This window comes from [Clostridium] fimetarium (assembly GCF_900111235.1).
GTDB classification, from domain to species: Bacteria; Bacillota; Clostridia; order Lachnospirales; family Lachnospiraceae; genus Clostridium_N; species Clostridium_N fimetarium.
In genome coordinates, this window is the sequence record NZ_FOJI01000002.1 from 252,306 (window position 1) to 269,346 (window position 17,041).

The window sequence follows — 17,041 nt, forward strand, 5'->3', positions numbered from 1 at the left end:
TGTATATGTTAAGCATTTAAATAACAAACGACTTAACAGAACTATTTATATTATCATACGTCAAGGAATGCACTGGTTTCCCAATAGATTTAATAGTATCAAAAGATATTATGGTTTTCTGAGTGTGAATAGTTCTTAGAAATACAGCCGTTGCAAGTCAAAAAAAGATTTGATATATTGCTGGAACTTGATATTAAATATTCATTATTTTAGGAGGTAAATATGAATAAACTTGTTTTTATAAGCCATAACCATTTTAACAAAGAGATTGCGAGAGAGATCGGCCTGCTTTTTGCTGCGCAGAATATAAATGTTTGGTTTGATGAGTGGAATATAGCTCCGGGTGAATCCATACCATCCAAAGTCAATAATGGTCTAGAAATATGCACTCATTTTTTGTTGCTGTGGTCAGAAAAAGCATCAAAAGCACCGTGGGTTAAAGCTGAAACGAATGCAATTATAGGAAGAATGTTATCGACAGACGGTGTAAAATTCATTCCTGTCATGCTTGATAGTACACCTTTACCCACAATTATCTCATCATATAAGTACATAAAATATGGTTCCGGTACAGAAAAAGACAAAAGTAAAATAGTACAGTCAGTAACCGGCAAGGAACCTACAATGAATTTTAGTAGAGCTATTGTTAAGAAATATAATGAAGTTGTGTTTGATGCTGGAAATGACGATGCTTTCAATATTAAAGTATGTCCACAGTGTGGGGAAGATACTGTGAAGCAACAGCGTTTTACTGACTATGAACATGATGAGAATTATTATAGTATTTCATGCAAAAGTTGTGGATGGAGTGAATGGACACAATAATTATTTAGAGAGTTATGTGTTTGGAACCGCTATTTCCTGGTTGTTAGCAATAATGAGAAGGCCTATTTGTTAATAAATGATAAATAGAGGATAATCAAAATATCAGTTAATAAAAAAGTCGTAAAGGAAGTGCCGAAAGATATTCCAGCCCAGTGTTCTTACTGTAGCTTAATTGTAATGATATAGAACAAGTACTATTCGCCCAAGGAGCATGATTTGTCTGATTGAATACTTTTAATTCCTTTTGTCGCATTAATAATTCAATTGTATATACGACTATAAATCAAAAGTGAAGCTTGAATATAATATGGAAGTTTTTAGGTTTAAAAAATTAATGTGAAAAGTTATAGAAGCGTCCTACTTATATTTATAATAAATATTTTTTAATTGTGACAACTAGTGACTTAATTGTGAAAAGGAGAATTATATATGCCAAAAAAATTACGTAATGAGCCAATCTATCTTGCTTCTGAAATATTAGGCTTTCGTGATGCTAATTATAATCCAGTAATAACGGATGAACGAACTGGAAAAAGATTAGACCCGAATGATATAGATGACAAAATATTTATCTATAAGCGTCAGGTTGACGAGTGGTTCCTAAGTCGTGCAGTTAGCTTGTGTAGCGAGAAGAATAACAGCTTTGTTGTTGTTATGATAGCAACATCGTACATAGAAGGTGTTGAACAATATCGGCATGGAGGATTAAGCAATAGGAAGAGTAAAGAATACTTTTTAGAAGGCATGAGGAGAATATTCAGAGTTCAAAATGTTACAGATGACCAACTTAGTGTGTTATACAAGCAATTAAGATGTGGACTGTTTCACAATGGAATGAGTGGAGATGCAGTCGTTTTGAGTCACAGGTTTAAAATTAATATTGAGTTTTCAAATCGTGGAACTATAGATATTAATCCCCAATTGTTTTTGTCTGATATTATTCAAGATTTTGAACAGTACATAAATGATCTTACCAATCTAGAAAATACAATAATGCGTAATAACTTTGATTGTATGTTTAGTGTATTGTAAGAGATAAGCATTTTGGTGCATATCTGGAAAAATTAGAGTAATATGATTAGAAAGCAGTTTAGTATAATATTTTAAAGCCGATATATATTTGCAGTGAAATAGTTATTCATAATAATAGTGATTTTAGGGGGATGAAAGTATGAGACTAATTTGTAAGGAATTATCTGTAGTTATTGGAGTGTTAGGGGTGATAGGTAGTTTTATATGTGCATCAATATTGGGGAAAAGTACAAGCGTTAGCTCAAGTTTAAGTAGCTATTCATCAAAATCTGTTGAAGTGACAAGAAATTGGGGCATGACAATAGGAATATTTTTAGCCCAGATGATTGGTGTAATTGTTGTGTGTGTTATTTTATATAGTATTGGTGAAATACTTGAAAATATTGAGATGTTAAACGGGAGATTATATGGAATTGAATCAGCACACAAAAAAGATGATAAGCCAAAAAACTCAGATAAAAAAGAAAGCATATTTACGTCAGAAATTTCAAAGTCAGTGCCAACTGGAAGTTGGAAATGTTCTGATTGTGGAACTGTTAATGCGAATTATTGTGGAACTTGTTCATGTGGAAAAGGAAAATTATAATATATATTAAGTTAATTTAGTATCTTTTTGGATATGTTTTTGATAAGTATTTTCAAATTACAAACACATCAAATAAAGAGGGGAGGGAACAAACAATGTCAAGCAAATATTCACTAGGTAATGAGGAAACACTAGTAGAAATACCTGCAACAGAATATTTAGTTAATCATCTAGGTTATGACTACATACATGGGGGGGAACTCACACCAGAAGCAGGGGAACGTGAATCATTAAAAGATGTGCTATTGAGCAAGCGATTGACTAAATATCTTAAGCTATTCAATCCAGAATTAAATGATACAAGCATTTATGCTGCAATTAAAAAGATTTCAGATGTATCAGGAGATTCATTGCTTTCTAAAAATGAAACAGTACATGAAATAATTGTCAATCAGGCAGCAGCTGTGTCACAAGAAGGTAAGAGCTTAACAGTAAAATACATAGATTATGAACATATCGAATATAATGAATTCCTGGTTGTGCGTCAGTTGGAAGTTAGGGGAAATCAAAAGACGTGTTTTCCAGATATGATTATTTATGTGAATGGAATTCCTATTGTTGTTCTTGAATGCAAGTCACCATTTAAAGAGACTAGTAGTGATATCAGAGTTGGAAAGAAAGATGCTTTTGATCAACTGCAAAGATATATGGATATTCGTGATGAGCTTATTGAAGAAGGTATTCCAAGATTATTTTATACCAATTTCTTTATGGGTATATTGAATAAATATCAAGCATATGCAGGAACAATTTCTTCAAAATATGAGCATTTTCTTGAGTGGAAAGACCCATATCCAATGAATAAGAAGGATATGGATGATATTGCAAACAATCGACAGAATATGCTCTTACAGGGAATGTTTGCGAAAGAAAACTTATTTAAAATCATGCAGAATTTCATATTGTTTGAAATTGATGGCGCAATTAAAGTGAAAAAACTTTGCAGATATCAGCAGTTTAGAGCGGTTAATAAAGTAATGGATAGATTGCTAAATGGGAAGACACCACTTGAAAAGGGTGGCGTTATTTGGCATACCCAAGGCTCCGGTAAAAGTTTAACAATGGCGATGTTATCAAAGATGATTCGTAGAGCAAAAGGCTTAGATGACAACATGATTGTTGTAGTTACAGATAGAATTGATCTTGATAAGCAGATATACAAAACATTTACAGGCTGTTTTCCATCTGGATATTCAGAAGCGAGATCTAACCTAGATAAAATACTGACAAGGGCAGAGAAAATTGATGAATTAAAAACATTATTATCAAGTGGACAACCTAAAATAATAATGACTACAATATATAAGTTTCAAACTGGAGAAGATGAGCAGGAAGTCTTTGAGGATGAGGACGAATTAGATATTAAAGAGCAGTTCCATTATGATAAAGAAATTGAAGTGCTCAATAATTCTAATAAGATTATTGTAATGACAGATGAGGCTCATAGAAGCCAGTATAGTAATATTGCTGCAAATATGCGTCATGCACTTCCTAATGCAACCTTTATTGGCTTCACAGGTACTCCAATTGAAAAAAGAGATATTAATACCTATCGTACTTTTGGTGGCAAGATTGACCAATATACGTTAAAAGAATCCGTCGCAGATGAGGCAACAGTTGCGATTGTGTATGAAGGAAGGCGTCAAAACCTTCATGTTTTGAGTGATGAATTAGAAGAAGACTTTAATGAGACATTTGCTGACAAATCAAAAGAGGAAATGGAAGCAATCAAGAAAAAGTATGCAACAAGACAAGCAATAGCTGAGGCTGCTGATCGTATTGATGCGATTGCAGTGGACCTATTAGAACATTATAGAGATAATATTTTCATCAATGGATTTAAGGCACAAATAGTATGTGTTAGCAGGATAGCATGCGTCAAATATTATAATGCACTAAAGAGACATATGAAAGAAATTATGGGAGAAGAGCTTGAGGTGGCAGTTATTTTCTCTGGTGGAAATAATGACATCCCAATACTGAAAGTACATCATAAGACAAAACAGGAACAAGATGCAATTATCAGTAGATATAAGAGTCCAATCGAAAAGGATAAATTATGCTTCATTATCGTAAAGGATATGTTACTTACAGGATTTGATGCACCAATTGAGCAGGTAATGTATTTAGACCGTTCTTTAAAAGAACATAATCTGTTACAGGCGATTGCTAGGGTAAATAGAACATATGTAAAAGAAACGAAAGAACGAGATGATTTAGGTAATCCATTGATACAAAAGAAATCTTATGGATTTATTGTTGATTATTATGGTATAACCAATCATTTGACAGAAGCGTTAAAAGTATTTGATGAAAATGATATAGATATAGATGATCAGATGAAATCCATTAAAAAAATGTATGAGCAGCTACAGAACTATAAGAGAAGTGCACTCAGCATTTTTGCTGGTGTAGACCAGAATAACTTAGATGAGTTAATGAATATATTGGAGCCAGAAAATAAAAGAGCTGAGTTTGAAGTCGCTTTTAAGAGATATGCAATAGTTGTTGATGCGTTAATGCCTAATTATGTAGATAAGGATGATATAGACGTATTGAAATGGCTCGCATATATCAGGGCAGCTGCAAAAGCAAGGTTTGAGCCAACACAGACACTCGATATTGCTGATTGCGGCGGAAAAGTAAGAGCACTGATATCAGAACATTTAAAAGCAAAAGGCGTTTATGGATGGATACATCCCGTTACTTTATTTGAAAATGATTTTGATTCAAAGATGGCAAGTCTAGGTGGAGCAAAAGCACAGGCCTCAGCAATGGAGCACATTATCATAAGGACTATTTCTGTAAAGATGGGAACCAATCCTGTCCGTTATCAGTCATTATTAGAAAAGCTACAGTCTATTATAGATGAAACAGTAAATAATTGGGAAGACAGAAAGACACTGTTAGAAGAATTCATCAAACGTGAGCTAGATGAAGGTAAAGATGATGACGTTGAGAAATACGGACTAAAAGATACAAATGAATTAGCCGTATTTGATGCAATCAAGAATTTCTATGAGGAAGGTAGTGAAGACCTTCTTTTGATGGATGAAATGAAAGACATGACTTACGATATAATAAATGTAGTAAAGGAATCAATGGTAGTAGGATTTAATGATAATCCAGCAAGGCAACAGGATATGACACAAAAATTATCAGAGCTATTATATACAAAATATTTCAGTGAATTTGGAGTAGATAAGATTGATAGGATGGTAAGGTATTTTGTTGAACTTGCAAAGATAAATAAATACGATTAAGGAGCCTTTATGTTCTCTTTCCAATATGGCACAGCCAAAATAGAATATAAACTGATTAGAAGTAAAAGAAAAAATATTTCTATTTCAGTTGAGCCAAACAGCAAGGTCCGAGTGAAAGCTCCAATAAACTTATCAGATGATGAAGTGTTGGAAGTGGTCAAGGGGAAATCCAGATGGATAACCCAAAAGCTTTTTGAAATCAGGGAAATTGAAACTAGAAGATATCGTAGAGACTATGTGAATGGAGAAACATTTACTTATTTGGGTAGAAGGTATTCACTACAATTGATCGATGATGAAAGTATAAAGGAACTTGAAGTAAAGCTCTATAGAGGCAAGTTATATGTTACAACTCCTACAAGAGATGAAGCAATTATTAGAACTGCAATAGTTGGGTGGTATAAGGAAAAGGCAAAGGAAAAGATACCAGAACGCGTTGCTTATTATGAGAAATTCTTCTTGGAAAAAAGAGGAGATATCATTGTAAAGGAGCAGAAGAAAAGGTGGGCGAGCTGTACGAAGGATGGAACGCTTATGTTTAACTGGAAGGATATTATTGCTCCAGCAAATATATTGGATTATATCATTGTGCATGAAATGTGCCATTTGAGATATATGAACCATTCTAAGGAATTTTGGGAGATGCTTGTGAGAGTGTTGCCGGATTATGAGAGAAGGAAGGAATGGCTGAAGAATAATGGGATTAAGTTGGAAGTATGACCAAAGTAAAAATAAAACAATGTAATTTAGCTGATAGTATTATTAATAGATTTCAAAATAAAAGGGGTAATAAAGTGGGTAATCCTGCAACGGATAGTCAAAATGCAAAAATATCTGAGAAGTGGTATACAAAATAAAATTGTAGATTTCTGACTTGGAAAATATTCAAAATGAGTGATAAAAAATATTAAAAGCTAAATTATATTATCAAAGTAAGGAAACAATGACAAAAAACACAATCTATTAATTACTAAGGAGTAAAGAGAAAATGATACTGCAAGCTAAAATAAACTTATTGCTAAAATCCAGATTAAAGAAACTTGAATCAATTGAAAAGAGTATTGAAGAAATTAAATTAGAGCAAAGAAAGTTAATAGAAGAAGTTGAAGATAATAAAAATACATTTGTGGGGAAAATAGATGATGTAGAAAAAAAAATAGATGATTTAAATAATCAGACAAAAGATATTAAAAAGTTATGTACAACGCTAGAAGAAACTCAAAACAAATTAGATGCCATGTTAATGAGAAGTTTACTACAAACGGTTTTAATTACGATTATAATCGGAAGCTTGGTGTGTTTGGTTGTTTATTGGAGTAAAGTGGAAATTGACAATAGCTATTATTGGTGGGGAATCTTAATTGAAGAATTGCTATGTTTATTTGTCAGCATTTTAGTGATCTTTAAAATTTTTGTCAACTTGAATGCATTAATTTTTTCAAAGAATGTAAATAATATATTATTAAATAAAACCAGTGTGTATTATAAAATTCAAAATTCAAAAATAATAAATAAAATAATGAATAGTGTTTTATTAAGTGTAATAAGTCTATATTTGATATTAGTATTAGTTACATTTTGTTTTATAAAAGATTTCAATAATTCTAGTTTTATTTTCATTGTAGCTGGTATAATTCAGCCTGTTTTTGTAATGATAATTAGTGATACAACAGATTCAATAATGAAAGAAAATAGAACATGGATATATAATTATTTTGCGTTATCAGTTGCAATTGTCTCATTGTTATTGACAGCATAGATAATATATATATTTTGTAATGATATATAAAAATATACAATATATGATGCGCTGATTATAGAAAAATACTGTAGGAATCGTATAAAGATACAGGGGGATATATATTGAAAAATGCATTAAATGAGTCTAAAATTATATATGATAAGCTATTTAGTAATTATCAAAAAAAGGAAATTCAAGATTTCTTAAATGAAGTATATATAAATGATAAATATGATTGTAAAAGAATATGGCTTATGGATCAAAAAATTGGGGGTATAGGTGGGTATTGTATGCCATCTATGCCAACAATCAATCCATTTCCAGCAGGACAAGAAAGAAAATTATTCCGCCCTTTACAATATGTAAGGAGTGAAATAGAAGTGTGCGATATTCAAATGCATCCAAGATATATCGTTGAAATGTGTGGAATGCATTTAGAAGTTGTTTTTAGGTTGTTACTTGAAAGAAACCAAACATTTGGAAACCTACGTAACTTTAATTCTACATTAGGAAAAGCAGTGCATAAGGCGCTTCAAGAAAATTATGTGGATAAAGATTTGTCAGATATACTGTTTTCATTTATTTCTGTTTTTAACAAGTCAAAACATGAAATCAATATGGATGAAAGTAGAGAAAGACTGTTTACTGCAGCGGATTGTATTGTTGCATACTTTGCTACACGAATAATAGGACAAGGAATACTTGAAGGAATAGGGTACCAATTGTCGAGTCGTTCATATGAGATTATCGAATAATTAAAATAGTATTTGAGTTGTGAACTATTCTAAGTGATTATAGTCAATGATAGGGAGAATGAGGCCGGATTATGAGAGTAGGAAGGAATGGTTGAAGAACAGTGGGGTTAAGTTGGAAGTGTAAGGATTTGAAGTCGTGAGTTAATAGGGGAGATAAATTATGGCTAAAAGAAAAATGATACAGAGTAATCTAATAAAGAATTCAATTTGTGCATATTTTGGAGCTATCGAAATACATAATAAACCTAAAATTTCTTATAGATATGAAACGGTTACATTATTGATGATGAATGCATGGGAGCTTTTACTAAAAGCGTTTATTAAAAAGTATGTTAAGAATAAATCTATATTTGAAGATAAAGAGGAGCATACTATATCATTTTGTAAAGCAATCAATTATACAGAGGAATATATTAATTCAATAAAGCCAAAAAGTTTTATGTCTATAAAAGAAAATCTTATATTAATTGAAGATTATCGAAATAATATTGTACATTTTTATAATGAGCAGTTAGAACCATATATTTTCATGTTAACTGCAAAGGCGGCATTAAATTATGTAGAGTTTATCAATACATATTTTGATAAGGACATAATGGATAATGAAGGTCTTTTTATTTTACCATTAGGTTTTAAATTACCATTTAAACCAGAAGATTTTTTGACACATAAAGCTGCAAAATATATTTCATCAAAAGAATCTAAAGAATTTATCACAAAAATGGTAAATGTCATTTCAGATCTTGGTGATAAAGGTGTTGAAGATACAATTGTTGTTGGTTTTGATATTTACCTTGAGAATATTAAGAAAATGACTAATAGTGATTTGAAGGTTGCTATTACAAACTTAGATAATGCTGATGCAACATTTACGAAGGTGCAAAAAGTACAAATTGTAAATGATTCAAATGCTCAGAAGATGCAGCTAAGTGATGACGAGTTGTTTGCAAGATATCCACTAACCTATAAAGAAGTAAGCAAATGTTGTAAAAATAGACTTAAAGATTTTAAACAAGATAAAAAATTTAACGAAATAATTAAACATGTTAAAGATGGATCACAGTATTGCTATAATAGAAAGCTGAATCCAAAAAGTAAAACGATAGTTGCTACAACATTTTATTCGCAGTTAGCTGTTGAAGAAATAATAAAAGAGTATGGAGTGAATTCGGAAATCTAATGGATTAATTGTGCTTAAGAATAATCATAAATTCATAAAATGGTGTGCTTCTAGATTATTTTGGTGATAATGTATTTTAAATAAAATTGTGATAGATATGGATGTTAATAAACAAGGAAATGTGTATCCTTTGTTTTGGCGTGGCCTTTGATAGGCATTATAAATACTATAATTAATAGCTATTATTTATAGCTATCGGATTAAATAGAAAAGACTAAGATATATTAGAATCAATATAAAGTGAGTTTTTATATAAATCGAATGAGGAAGGGTGAAAAATGGATAACTATTCATTGGGATGGTGGGATAGAAATGAAGATGGTTCATTAGTATATATCAATGGGGCTCCAAATTTGATGATAGGAGATATAATATCAGACCAAGATAAGGAAGCGTTAGATTTAAGCTTCCAGATATTAAATGAATTTATTTCATTTCATTCTTACTATATATATGTAAATAGAAATATTGAAGACTTACTTGAAGTTTTATATAAAGTATCAGATAAATCTTTAAGGTTAACAAATGATATGAAGCTAGAATATGCGCAAGAAATTGGTCGCTTATTAAATAATTCAGTTATGCAATTGTTTGTATACATAAATTATTTTGAATGTACATTAAAAGATAAAAACCTAGAGAAGTTTAAGATGCTTGCCAATAAATATTATGATGAATATTGGGAATATAGGTTCTTGTATCAATTAAGAAATTTTATCACACATCGAACATTACCAAGTATTAGTATATCATCAAATATTATAAATGCTAAAAGAATTATTAAGATAGATGCAAAACATTTACTTAATAATTATACAAAATGGAAACAGGTAAAAAACGATTTAGAAAAACAGATAGAAGGTGTGGATATAATTGATTTATTTGAAAAAACAAAAGATATGGTTATTAAATTCCATAAAGAGGCTATTCTTATAAAACAAGGAGATTTGACAAAGGGAATGGTATTTATACAAAGATTTTTAAAAATCAAAAATGGATGTTTAGAAATACCAGTTATTATAGATCCGTATACAGAAGAAAAATTAAAAAAAGGCATAGTTAGTTGGAGTACTACATTTAGGTGTTTTGAGACAGCAAACAAATATTTGATTGAATTAAACATTGAGGAAATCTCATTTGGTTGTGTTTAATGATAATAGTAGAGGCGTGTGTGAAAAAAAGAATTAATGTATTTAAGAATATATATAAATTTATATTATAAATAGGATAAGTATTACAGATTAATAACTGTAATGCTTATCTTATTTTTATATAAAATCAGGAGGAAATATCATGAATTATGAGAAATTTGTAAAATTGGTAGAAAACAAGCTAAAAGAATCGATAGACGACAACCACAAAGTTAACTATCAAAAAGTAATGAAAAACAACGACACAGAACTAGATAGCATCTGCATTATGGAAAAAGACAGCAAAATAGCACCAACAATTTATTTAAACCAGTATTATGACGATTTTGTAGCAGGAGAAAGTATTGATGATATCATCTGTGGGATATTAAAAGTATCTCAGACAAGAGGACCAGCTAATTTTGCAGCAGTTGATGTGCTTGATTATGAATATGCAAGGGATAAGATCATGTTCAAATTAATTAACAGGAAAAGTAATGAAAAGCGCTTAAAGAGTATTGTTTATAAGGATTACTTGGATATGGCTATTACATATTTTGTGTTAATTAGCAGAGATGATGAAGGTAATGCAAGTGCAACCATTACAAATCAGATGTTGGAGCATTGGAATGTCAGTATTGAAGAGATTGATAATCAGGCGAAAATCAACAGTCAGAAAGAGTTACCAGCAGTGATTCAGTCAATGTCAAATATTGTTATGGAATTAGTCGAATGTGATAATCTTAAAGATGAAATTGAATTTCAACAGTATATGAATGAACCAGAAGACACAATGTATGTTATATCAAATAATTCCAAGATAAATGGTGCAGCCACAATTCTGTATGATGGTATTCTTGAGAAGTTTGCAAATAAACATAAGCTTGATAAGATAATTATTCTGCCATCTTCAATACATGAATGCATATTGTTATCTCAGTACAATGAAGATAACAAGGCAGATATAGCGAATATGGTTAAAGAAGTAAATAGTACATCAGTTAGTCGTGAAGAAGTATTAAGTGATTCTGTATATGTATATGACAAGGCTACAGGAGAAATTAGTATTCTATGAACAGGTAAAAAAGGTTTGTATAAGGAATGTCTGAAGATTGAGTAGACATTCCTTATTTTTATTTTCGGATAAAAAAAATAACCTTAGAAACATTCAATAAGGAGGATATGACAAGTGTATTACATGATTGGTAACATGGCTCAAAAGGAGCTTTTAATTAATGTTATGGAGAAAAATGCAAATATTCCGGACCAAGTCATTGCAGCGCTAGATCAGACATTAAAAATAATAGAGGATAACTATAATTGTGATAAAACACCATTTCAAAATGGTGGCTACTGCATATTATGTGATGAGCCTCAAAATATTGATAATGTGGAAGGCATCAAGTATCTACATAAACAGTATAATCTAGACAGTGATGATGCTGAATTCAAGGAAGTAATTGTCACTGATAATAGTGTGAATTGGATACAGGAGCTATACATAATAGGTACAGAGTATGCGATAACGATATTTTATTGTGTATATGATTTACTATGAACCTTTTCTATGAACCTAAAAGGAAATAATGAAAGATGGAAAAAATGTTTGGTAATAACAAAAAACGTTATATTACTCGTGGCGTCGAATCTAAAATACCACTCAAATGGCAGATACAGATATTTGAAAGTATTGATGAAATGCAGGGGAAAATAGAATTAGATTATCTACAGATATTTGAAATGAAACAAGAATCAAAAAACGGTGTAAAAATGCAGGTTATCAAGCATAGTCAAGAACAACCCAAGTATATTAAAATTATGGAGTTTAAAACTATGAATGAGTGCATCGAGGGAAAGATATATGTGATTGATGATGGTAGCAACATAGTAATGTTACTAGCCAGTGAATATTAGAGATATGAGATTTGTTTACTGTAAAGATTGATCGTCGTTGTTTGGTACATATTCTAAAATATCTTCTATCTTGCAGTTTAGAATTCTACATAAATCATTAAGTGTTAATGTAGATAGACCATCACCTCGGCGTAGTCTATTAATAGTGCTACTTGAAACACTATGTTTAGTAATTAACGTATATGTAGTTTCCTGTGAAGATTCTAATGTATTCCAAAATGGTTTGTAGGATATCATTGTAACACCTCATATTTTATTATATTACTATAATAAAGTATGCTCATATAATTGACTATAGTCGAAAATTAGACTATAATATGTAGAAAATGCTAAAGAGGTGGAAATTAATGGGAAGGAAAGTGCGCAGAGTTATAGTAATATAAATGAATCAATAATAAATTAGTAAAACATAGGTTGAAGATAACATTGCACCTCGCATAAGAAAAAGAAAGGTTGATATTATGACGATATAATATTAATAGGGTACCTAAATGGCAAAAGTAAGATTCTTAAGTCCTACAATAGTTTCAAATGAAAAAGAGCTAACAAGAGCGATGATTAAGCAAGACGTTGTAATTTATATTCAGAACGAGTTATATGATGAGATGTTTGAGAATGTACATAAAAGCATTAAGAATAAGAAAAATAGTAAAATAGGTGCATTTGTCGGGGCGGCTGCTCTTCTTATGTCTGGTCCTATAGGGTGGACAGCTCTTTTGGGTGGAGTTGGTACTTTTGCTTATAACCACTTAAAAGATGAATTTAAAAAATATAACATAAGCATAGAGGATGCTAAAGATAGATTCGTATTAACTCTTAAAACAGGTCCCAATAAGTATAATAAAAATAACGACAATATACGTGGATAATAAAATATGTACATACAGAATAAATCAAATGAGAGGGTCATTATGAGTAAAGCAGTAAAACTTCTTTTGCCATTAGCAGCCTGTATATTATTGATAACAGCTTGTGGTAAAAAGACAGAAGACAAGGCACCAGTGGAGACACCAGTAGAAACACAAATGGAAAGTACAGTTGCTTTAAAAGACACTATGCCATCCGAAAAAACAATCCTTAATGATATTAATAAATCAGATATAGTAAAACTTATATTTAATGAAACAACATATACTTTAAATGCTAATTCTGTGTCAATTATTAAAGGATCGATAGACAAGGGGAATAGTACCATATATTGTACCATAAATCAGGACAACCAGAATTATGCATGTTCAACAGAACTTATCTTGTATTACAAATATTATGATGTTGGAGGATGGATTATTGATAAATACGACACTCAAAAGAGAACAGTTAAACCAGTAGGAGTAATGTCAAAAGATTTAGCAGACGCATATATGAATTATACAAATTATAAAAATATTGAATATGTTTCAGCTAGTGACACTGTTGATGCGGATGGTAGTTGTATATATACATATAAAGCGGAAATTCCTTATACATATATGGTAGAGAAATACACCATATCATTGAAATGTACATTTAATACCACATATGGATGGGTAATAAGCATTAACAATACCAGTATGGTGGAAGATTGGAGCAAAACATGTGGAGTTTGGAGCGGAAAAGCTTCAAGTGGGGTAGAAACCTTTAAAATAACAATTGCTAGCATCGACACTACAAAATCAACATGTAATTATGAGTATACATATACAAGTAGTCCGACATATATTTTGAATGGTAATGTTAATGGATTAATGGCACAAGACAATTATCATTATTATAACGTCATTGACTGTAAGTATATTATAGAAAACAAGGACAATTATATGAATAATTTTGAGTTCTATCTAGGGAAAAATGAAGGAATAATCGCCGTTCATGATAATAATAATACAACTTATTTTGTCACAAAGAATTAAGGACATATATCAATTACGAAAATGAGCAATACCTAAAAGCGAATCAAGAGACCGTAAAAATTCTTGATTCGCTTTTTCAATGTCAAACACAATGTAAAAATAGCCTACTATTTAGTTATATTAGGCATTATAGAAGGATATTGCATGGTTTACATAAATCAGATAATGTCCTTTTTAAGATACAAGCTATTACGAATATTAAAATTATACTGGATTATAAAAATATTAATATAAATTAAATGATTATTTGTTAGATTTTTACTAAATAGTTAATATTCAGAAATGAAAAATGGAGGTTAGTATGAATGAAATAACTGGAACGCTTAAAACAACAATAGTGTATGACAAAGAAAACGAACATACATATGAAATCAAACGTCTTTTTGAAGGTGTAAAAGGGGATGATTTAATTATATTGCAATTATTCCCCACGCTCGGAGAAGGCGACGAATTTACAATGGATTCAACGACATTGCATATGATTAATCATTTTCGTGAATTAAATATATCAAGCATTAGATTTATCAACTTATTTTCTAAGAGATGTAAAGCTCGAATGTCTACACGAAATATTATATTGGATGAGGAAAATCTTAAATATATAGAAAGCATAATGAAAGAGGCTAACTTTAAAAAATATAAATTTGTTGTAGCCTTTGGGTGTTCTATGAATTCCTCTTCTGTGGCTAAGCAGACGAAACATCTTATATTTGAGATGTTCAAGAAACATAATCCGGCAGGGACAATTTACCAAATCACAACGAATGATTTATCACAGAGTAAGAATTCAGCAGTACATGTGTTGTTTTTAGGTATTAGGTACTCAAATGCTAAATGGAGACTATCTGAATACACAATACCAATTGCAATAGACAAAGCACATATAATATCTAAAACTAATACTAAATCAAGTGAGAAAGGCTCTACTAAAGAGTAAAGGAAGAGTAAAGCAATGTATTATAAAATAGTAAATCACTTTGATATTGAGTGTTTAGAAGATTTCAATCAATATCAGTTACTTAAAACCAATGTGATTGATGAAAAGGACAAGTTAAGAAATTTTGCAAATGTGATTGAAAACGCTAAGTCAACAATAGAGACATTTGATGATAACTATGGAGCTACAAGGCATCCGGGAGCAGATTTGGGTGGATATGTTCTGATATTTCCAACAATAGAACATACAGAATTGTTCCTTGAAAAAATAATGGGTCAATATTCTTTACAACCTGAATGTGTTGAATTTCAAGATATATTGGAGCAAGATGGTAAAATGGAATGGGTTATGCAAATATATATATTGTCATCGGATTATTGTTTGGTGTTGATATTTCCAAGAAAGAATCATTAATTAAAATCAGAATAGGAGCATTAATCATATGATTAAATTTTTTATATTAGGAGCCATCTTTGGCTTAGTGGTGATAGGAGTTATTGAAAGTATAGAAAAGGTGACAATATTATGTTAATGTTTACTACAGTAACTATAGTAAGTGTATATGCTGCCTTTTATGAAGGCTTTTCTATGACTGTTGGTATTTACAGTATATACAAGGGAATAAGAAGGCAGACAGGAACTACAAAAAGGTCAAGGAAATAAATATAAATCGAAAGAATTGCTAACTGATATGGTTGGCTTTTTTTTTTGTAAATATGATATAATAGAGTGATAATTATAGAAAGGCATATTCTAAAGATGAACAAAGATGATCAACTAAAAGAACTTAATATGCTGTTCCCAGATAATATTGGAATAGAAATTATGTATACATATAGCAAGGTATATAACAGTAGCAAGGGCGAAGGAAACCAGGCCAATAAGATTGATTATTATAAAACCGAAAATAATAAATCATATAACAGAAAAACTGTGTATAAATGGATAGACAGATACAATGCTAATTATAATATTTTTTCAGTATTAAAATATAGTGAAATAATACAAAGATTTTTGCAATTATATCCAGTACCCAAAGAATTTTATAAAAATATCATAAAAAACGATAATGAAGAAATCAATGCTAATGAAAATTATAATGAAATATTTAATGGGGAAAGCTATGATAAAAATTATTCTAATGCTAAAATCTGGGATTATCATTTGCTAAATGCATCAATATATTTTGCATATGAGTCAATATATATTGATTCTATAATCTTAAATTGTTCAGAAAGTACTTTAAAAAAAGAGTTGCAAAATTTTAATCTATATTTTATAAGTGAGGAGGAGATTAGCAATTATAAAGAAAATTACATATATCTGAATTGTAAAATGACGTATGTAAGAGAATCAACAGATTGGCCCATGAATGTAACACATGAAAATAAAGAATATTATAATATGAGAAGTATGTTATACACAAATAATGAATCATTTATTTATAATTGTGAATTTGATATAGCACGGTATGAAAAAATCACAAAAAGACGCAAAAAGATTAAGCTTATTTCAGATATATTAAAGGAAGAAAAAAAGAATATAGAGTTATTATCGAAAAATATAATTGAGCGTATAAAAAGCAAGTGTGATGACTATGAACAGCGTGATTGTTTGGTTACATTAGAACCTTCGGAATGGTCTGTAAAAATAGTTGATGCAATTAGTATAATAAAAATAAAGAATAATAAAAATGAAACAATAAGGGTTAAGGTTGGATTGAATATCAATTAATAATAGTTACAAAGAAAAACGAAAACATAGGCAAATTACATGCTTATGTTTTTTT

20 protein-coding genes are annotated in these 17,041 nt (G+C 30.2%); 19 read left to right on the plus strand and 1 reads right to left on the minus strand.

All coding sequences use genetic code 11. The features are described 5' to 3' along the window. The first annotated feature begins 222 nt into the window (after nt 1-222). The 13 genes from BMY18_RS03520 (at nt 223) to BMY18_RS03575 (ending at nt 12,426) form a co-directional block, all read left to right on the plus strand. A complete protein-coding gene (locus tag BMY18_RS03520; RefSeq protein ID WP_092450624.1) occupies nt 223-825 on the plus strand; it encodes a toll/interleukin-1 receptor domain-containing protein in 603 nt (200 codons plus the stop codon). Nucleotides 826-1,254: 429 nt separating this feature from the next. Continuing rightward, the gene (locus tag BMY18_RS03525; RefSeq protein ID WP_092450626.1) at nt 1,255-1,857 is read left to right on the plus strand and encodes a hypothetical protein; all 603 of its coding nucleotides are present in this window, start codon (nt 1,255-1,257) and stop codon (nt 1,855-1,857) included. A gap of 139 nt (nt 1,858-1,996) precedes the next feature. Then, on the plus strand, nt 1,997-2,443 hold the full coding sequence (locus tag BMY18_RS03530; protein WP_092450628.1) for a hypothetical protein: 447 nt from the start codon (nt 1,997-1,999) through the stop codon (nt 2,441-2,443). A 95-nt stretch (nt 2,444-2,538) separates the two neighbouring features. Then, nucleotides 2,539-5,706, plus strand: coding sequence for a type I restriction endonuclease subunit R (locus tag BMY18_RS03535; protein WP_092450630.1), 3,168 nt, complete (start codon nt 2,539-2,541; stop codon nt 5,704-5,706). 9 nt (nt 5,707-5,715) lie between these two features. Next, the gene (locus BMY18_RS03540) at nt 5,716-6,426 is read left to right on the plus strand and encodes a M48 family metallopeptidase (RefSeq protein ID WP_092450632.1); all 711 of its coding nucleotides are present in this window, start codon (nt 5,716-5,718) and stop codon (nt 6,424-6,426) included. Further along, nucleotides 6,423-6,563: a hypothetical protein gene (locus BMY18_RS20940; protein ID WP_170841279.1), complete on the plus strand. Its 141-nt coding sequence runs from the start codon at nt 6,423-6,425 to the stop codon at nt 6,561-6,563. The genes BMY18_RS03540 and BMY18_RS20940 overlap by 4 nt, the downstream gene beginning before the upstream one ends. Nucleotides 6,564-6,694: 131 nt before the next feature. Next, nucleotides 6,695-7,465, plus strand: a complete 771-nt coding sequence (locus BMY18_RS03545) for a hypothetical protein (protein ID WP_092450634.1) — start codon at nt 6,695-6,697, stop codon at nt 7,463-7,465. 104 nt (nt 7,466-7,569) lie between these two features. After that, complete coding sequence (locus tag BMY18_RS03550) at nt 7,570-8,202, plus strand: hypothetical protein (RefSeq protein WP_092450635.1); 633 nt, start codon at nt 7,570-7,572, stop codon at nt 8,200-8,202. A gap of 160 nt (nt 8,203-8,362) precedes the next feature. Further along, complete coding sequence (locus BMY18_RS03555; protein ID WP_092450637.1) at nt 8,363-9,382, plus strand: DUF3644 domain-containing protein; 1,020 nt, start codon at nt 8,363-8,365, stop codon at nt 9,380-9,382. 278 nt (nt 9,383-9,660) lie between these two features. Continuing rightward, nucleotides 9,661-10,533 carry a hypothetical protein gene (locus tag BMY18_RS03560; RefSeq protein WP_092450639.1) on the plus strand — a complete coding sequence of 291 codons (873 nt, stop codon included), beginning with the start codon at nt 9,661-9,663 and terminating at the stop codon, nt 10,531-10,533. Nucleotides 10,534-10,675: 142 nt separating this feature from the next. After that, on the plus strand, nt 10,676-11,587 hold the full coding sequence (locus BMY18_RS03565; RefSeq protein ID WP_092450640.1) for a DUF5688 family protein: 912 nt from the start codon (nt 10,676-10,678) through the stop codon (nt 11,585-11,587). Nucleotides 11,588-11,701: 114 nt separating this feature from the next. Next, nucleotides 11,702-12,070: a hypothetical protein gene (locus tag BMY18_RS03570; RefSeq protein ID WP_139197210.1), complete on the plus strand. Its 369-nt coding sequence runs from the start codon at nt 11,702-11,704 to the stop codon at nt 12,068-12,070. Between the two features lie 35 nt (nt 12,071-12,105). Beyond that, nucleotides 12,106-12,426, plus strand: coding sequence for a DUF960 family protein (locus BMY18_RS03575; RefSeq protein ID WP_092450644.1), 321 nt, complete (start codon nt 12,106-12,108; stop codon nt 12,424-12,426). Nucleotides 12,427-12,441: 15 nt separating this feature from the next. On the opposite strand, the gene BMY18_RS03580 is transcribed toward BMY18_RS03575, so the two are convergent. Beyond that, nucleotides 12,442-12,663, minus strand: coding sequence for a helix-turn-helix domain-containing protein (locus tag BMY18_RS03580; RefSeq protein WP_092450646.1), 222 nt, complete (start codon nt 12,661-12,663; stop codon nt 12,442-12,444). A 254-nt stretch (nt 12,664-12,917) separates the two neighbouring features. Between BMY18_RS03580 and BMY18_RS03585 the strand changes: the two genes are divergently transcribed. The 6 genes from BMY18_RS03585 (at nt 12,918) to BMY18_RS03605 (ending at nt 16,986) form a co-directional block, all read left to right on the plus strand. Beyond that, the gene (locus tag BMY18_RS03585) at nt 12,918-13,295 is read left to right on the plus strand and encodes a hypothetical protein (protein ID WP_092450647.1); all 378 of its coding nucleotides are present in this window, start codon (nt 12,918-12,920) and stop codon (nt 13,293-13,295) included. A 42-nt stretch (nt 13,296-13,337) separates the two neighbouring features. Beyond that, a complete protein-coding gene (locus BMY18_RS03590) occupies nt 13,338-14,315 on the plus strand; it encodes a hypothetical protein (protein WP_092450649.1) in 978 nt (325 codons plus the stop codon). A 301-nt stretch (nt 14,316-14,616) separates the two neighbouring features. After that, nucleotides 14,617-15,252 carry a DUF1643 domain-containing protein gene (locus tag BMY18_RS03595; RefSeq protein ID WP_170841280.1) on the plus strand — a complete coding sequence of 212 codons (636 nt, stop codon included), beginning with the start codon at nt 14,617-14,619 and terminating at the stop codon, nt 15,250-15,252. A gap of 15 nt (nt 15,253-15,267) precedes the next feature. Next, a complete protein-coding gene (locus BMY18_RS03600; protein ID WP_092450653.1) occupies nt 15,268-15,666 on the plus strand; it encodes a hypothetical protein in 399 nt (132 codons plus the stop codon). Nucleotides 15,667-15,777: 111 nt separating this feature from the next. Then, entirely contained in the window at nt 15,778-15,915 is a 138-nt protein-coding gene (locus BMY18_RS20945; protein WP_170841281.1) for a hypothetical protein, read from the plus strand. A gap of 96 nt (nt 15,916-16,011) precedes the next feature. Then, entirely contained in the window at nt 16,012-16,986 is a 975-nt protein-coding gene (locus BMY18_RS03605) for a hypothetical protein (RefSeq protein WP_092450654.1), read from the plus strand. The last annotated feature ends 55 nt before the right edge of the window (nt 16,987-17,041 follow it).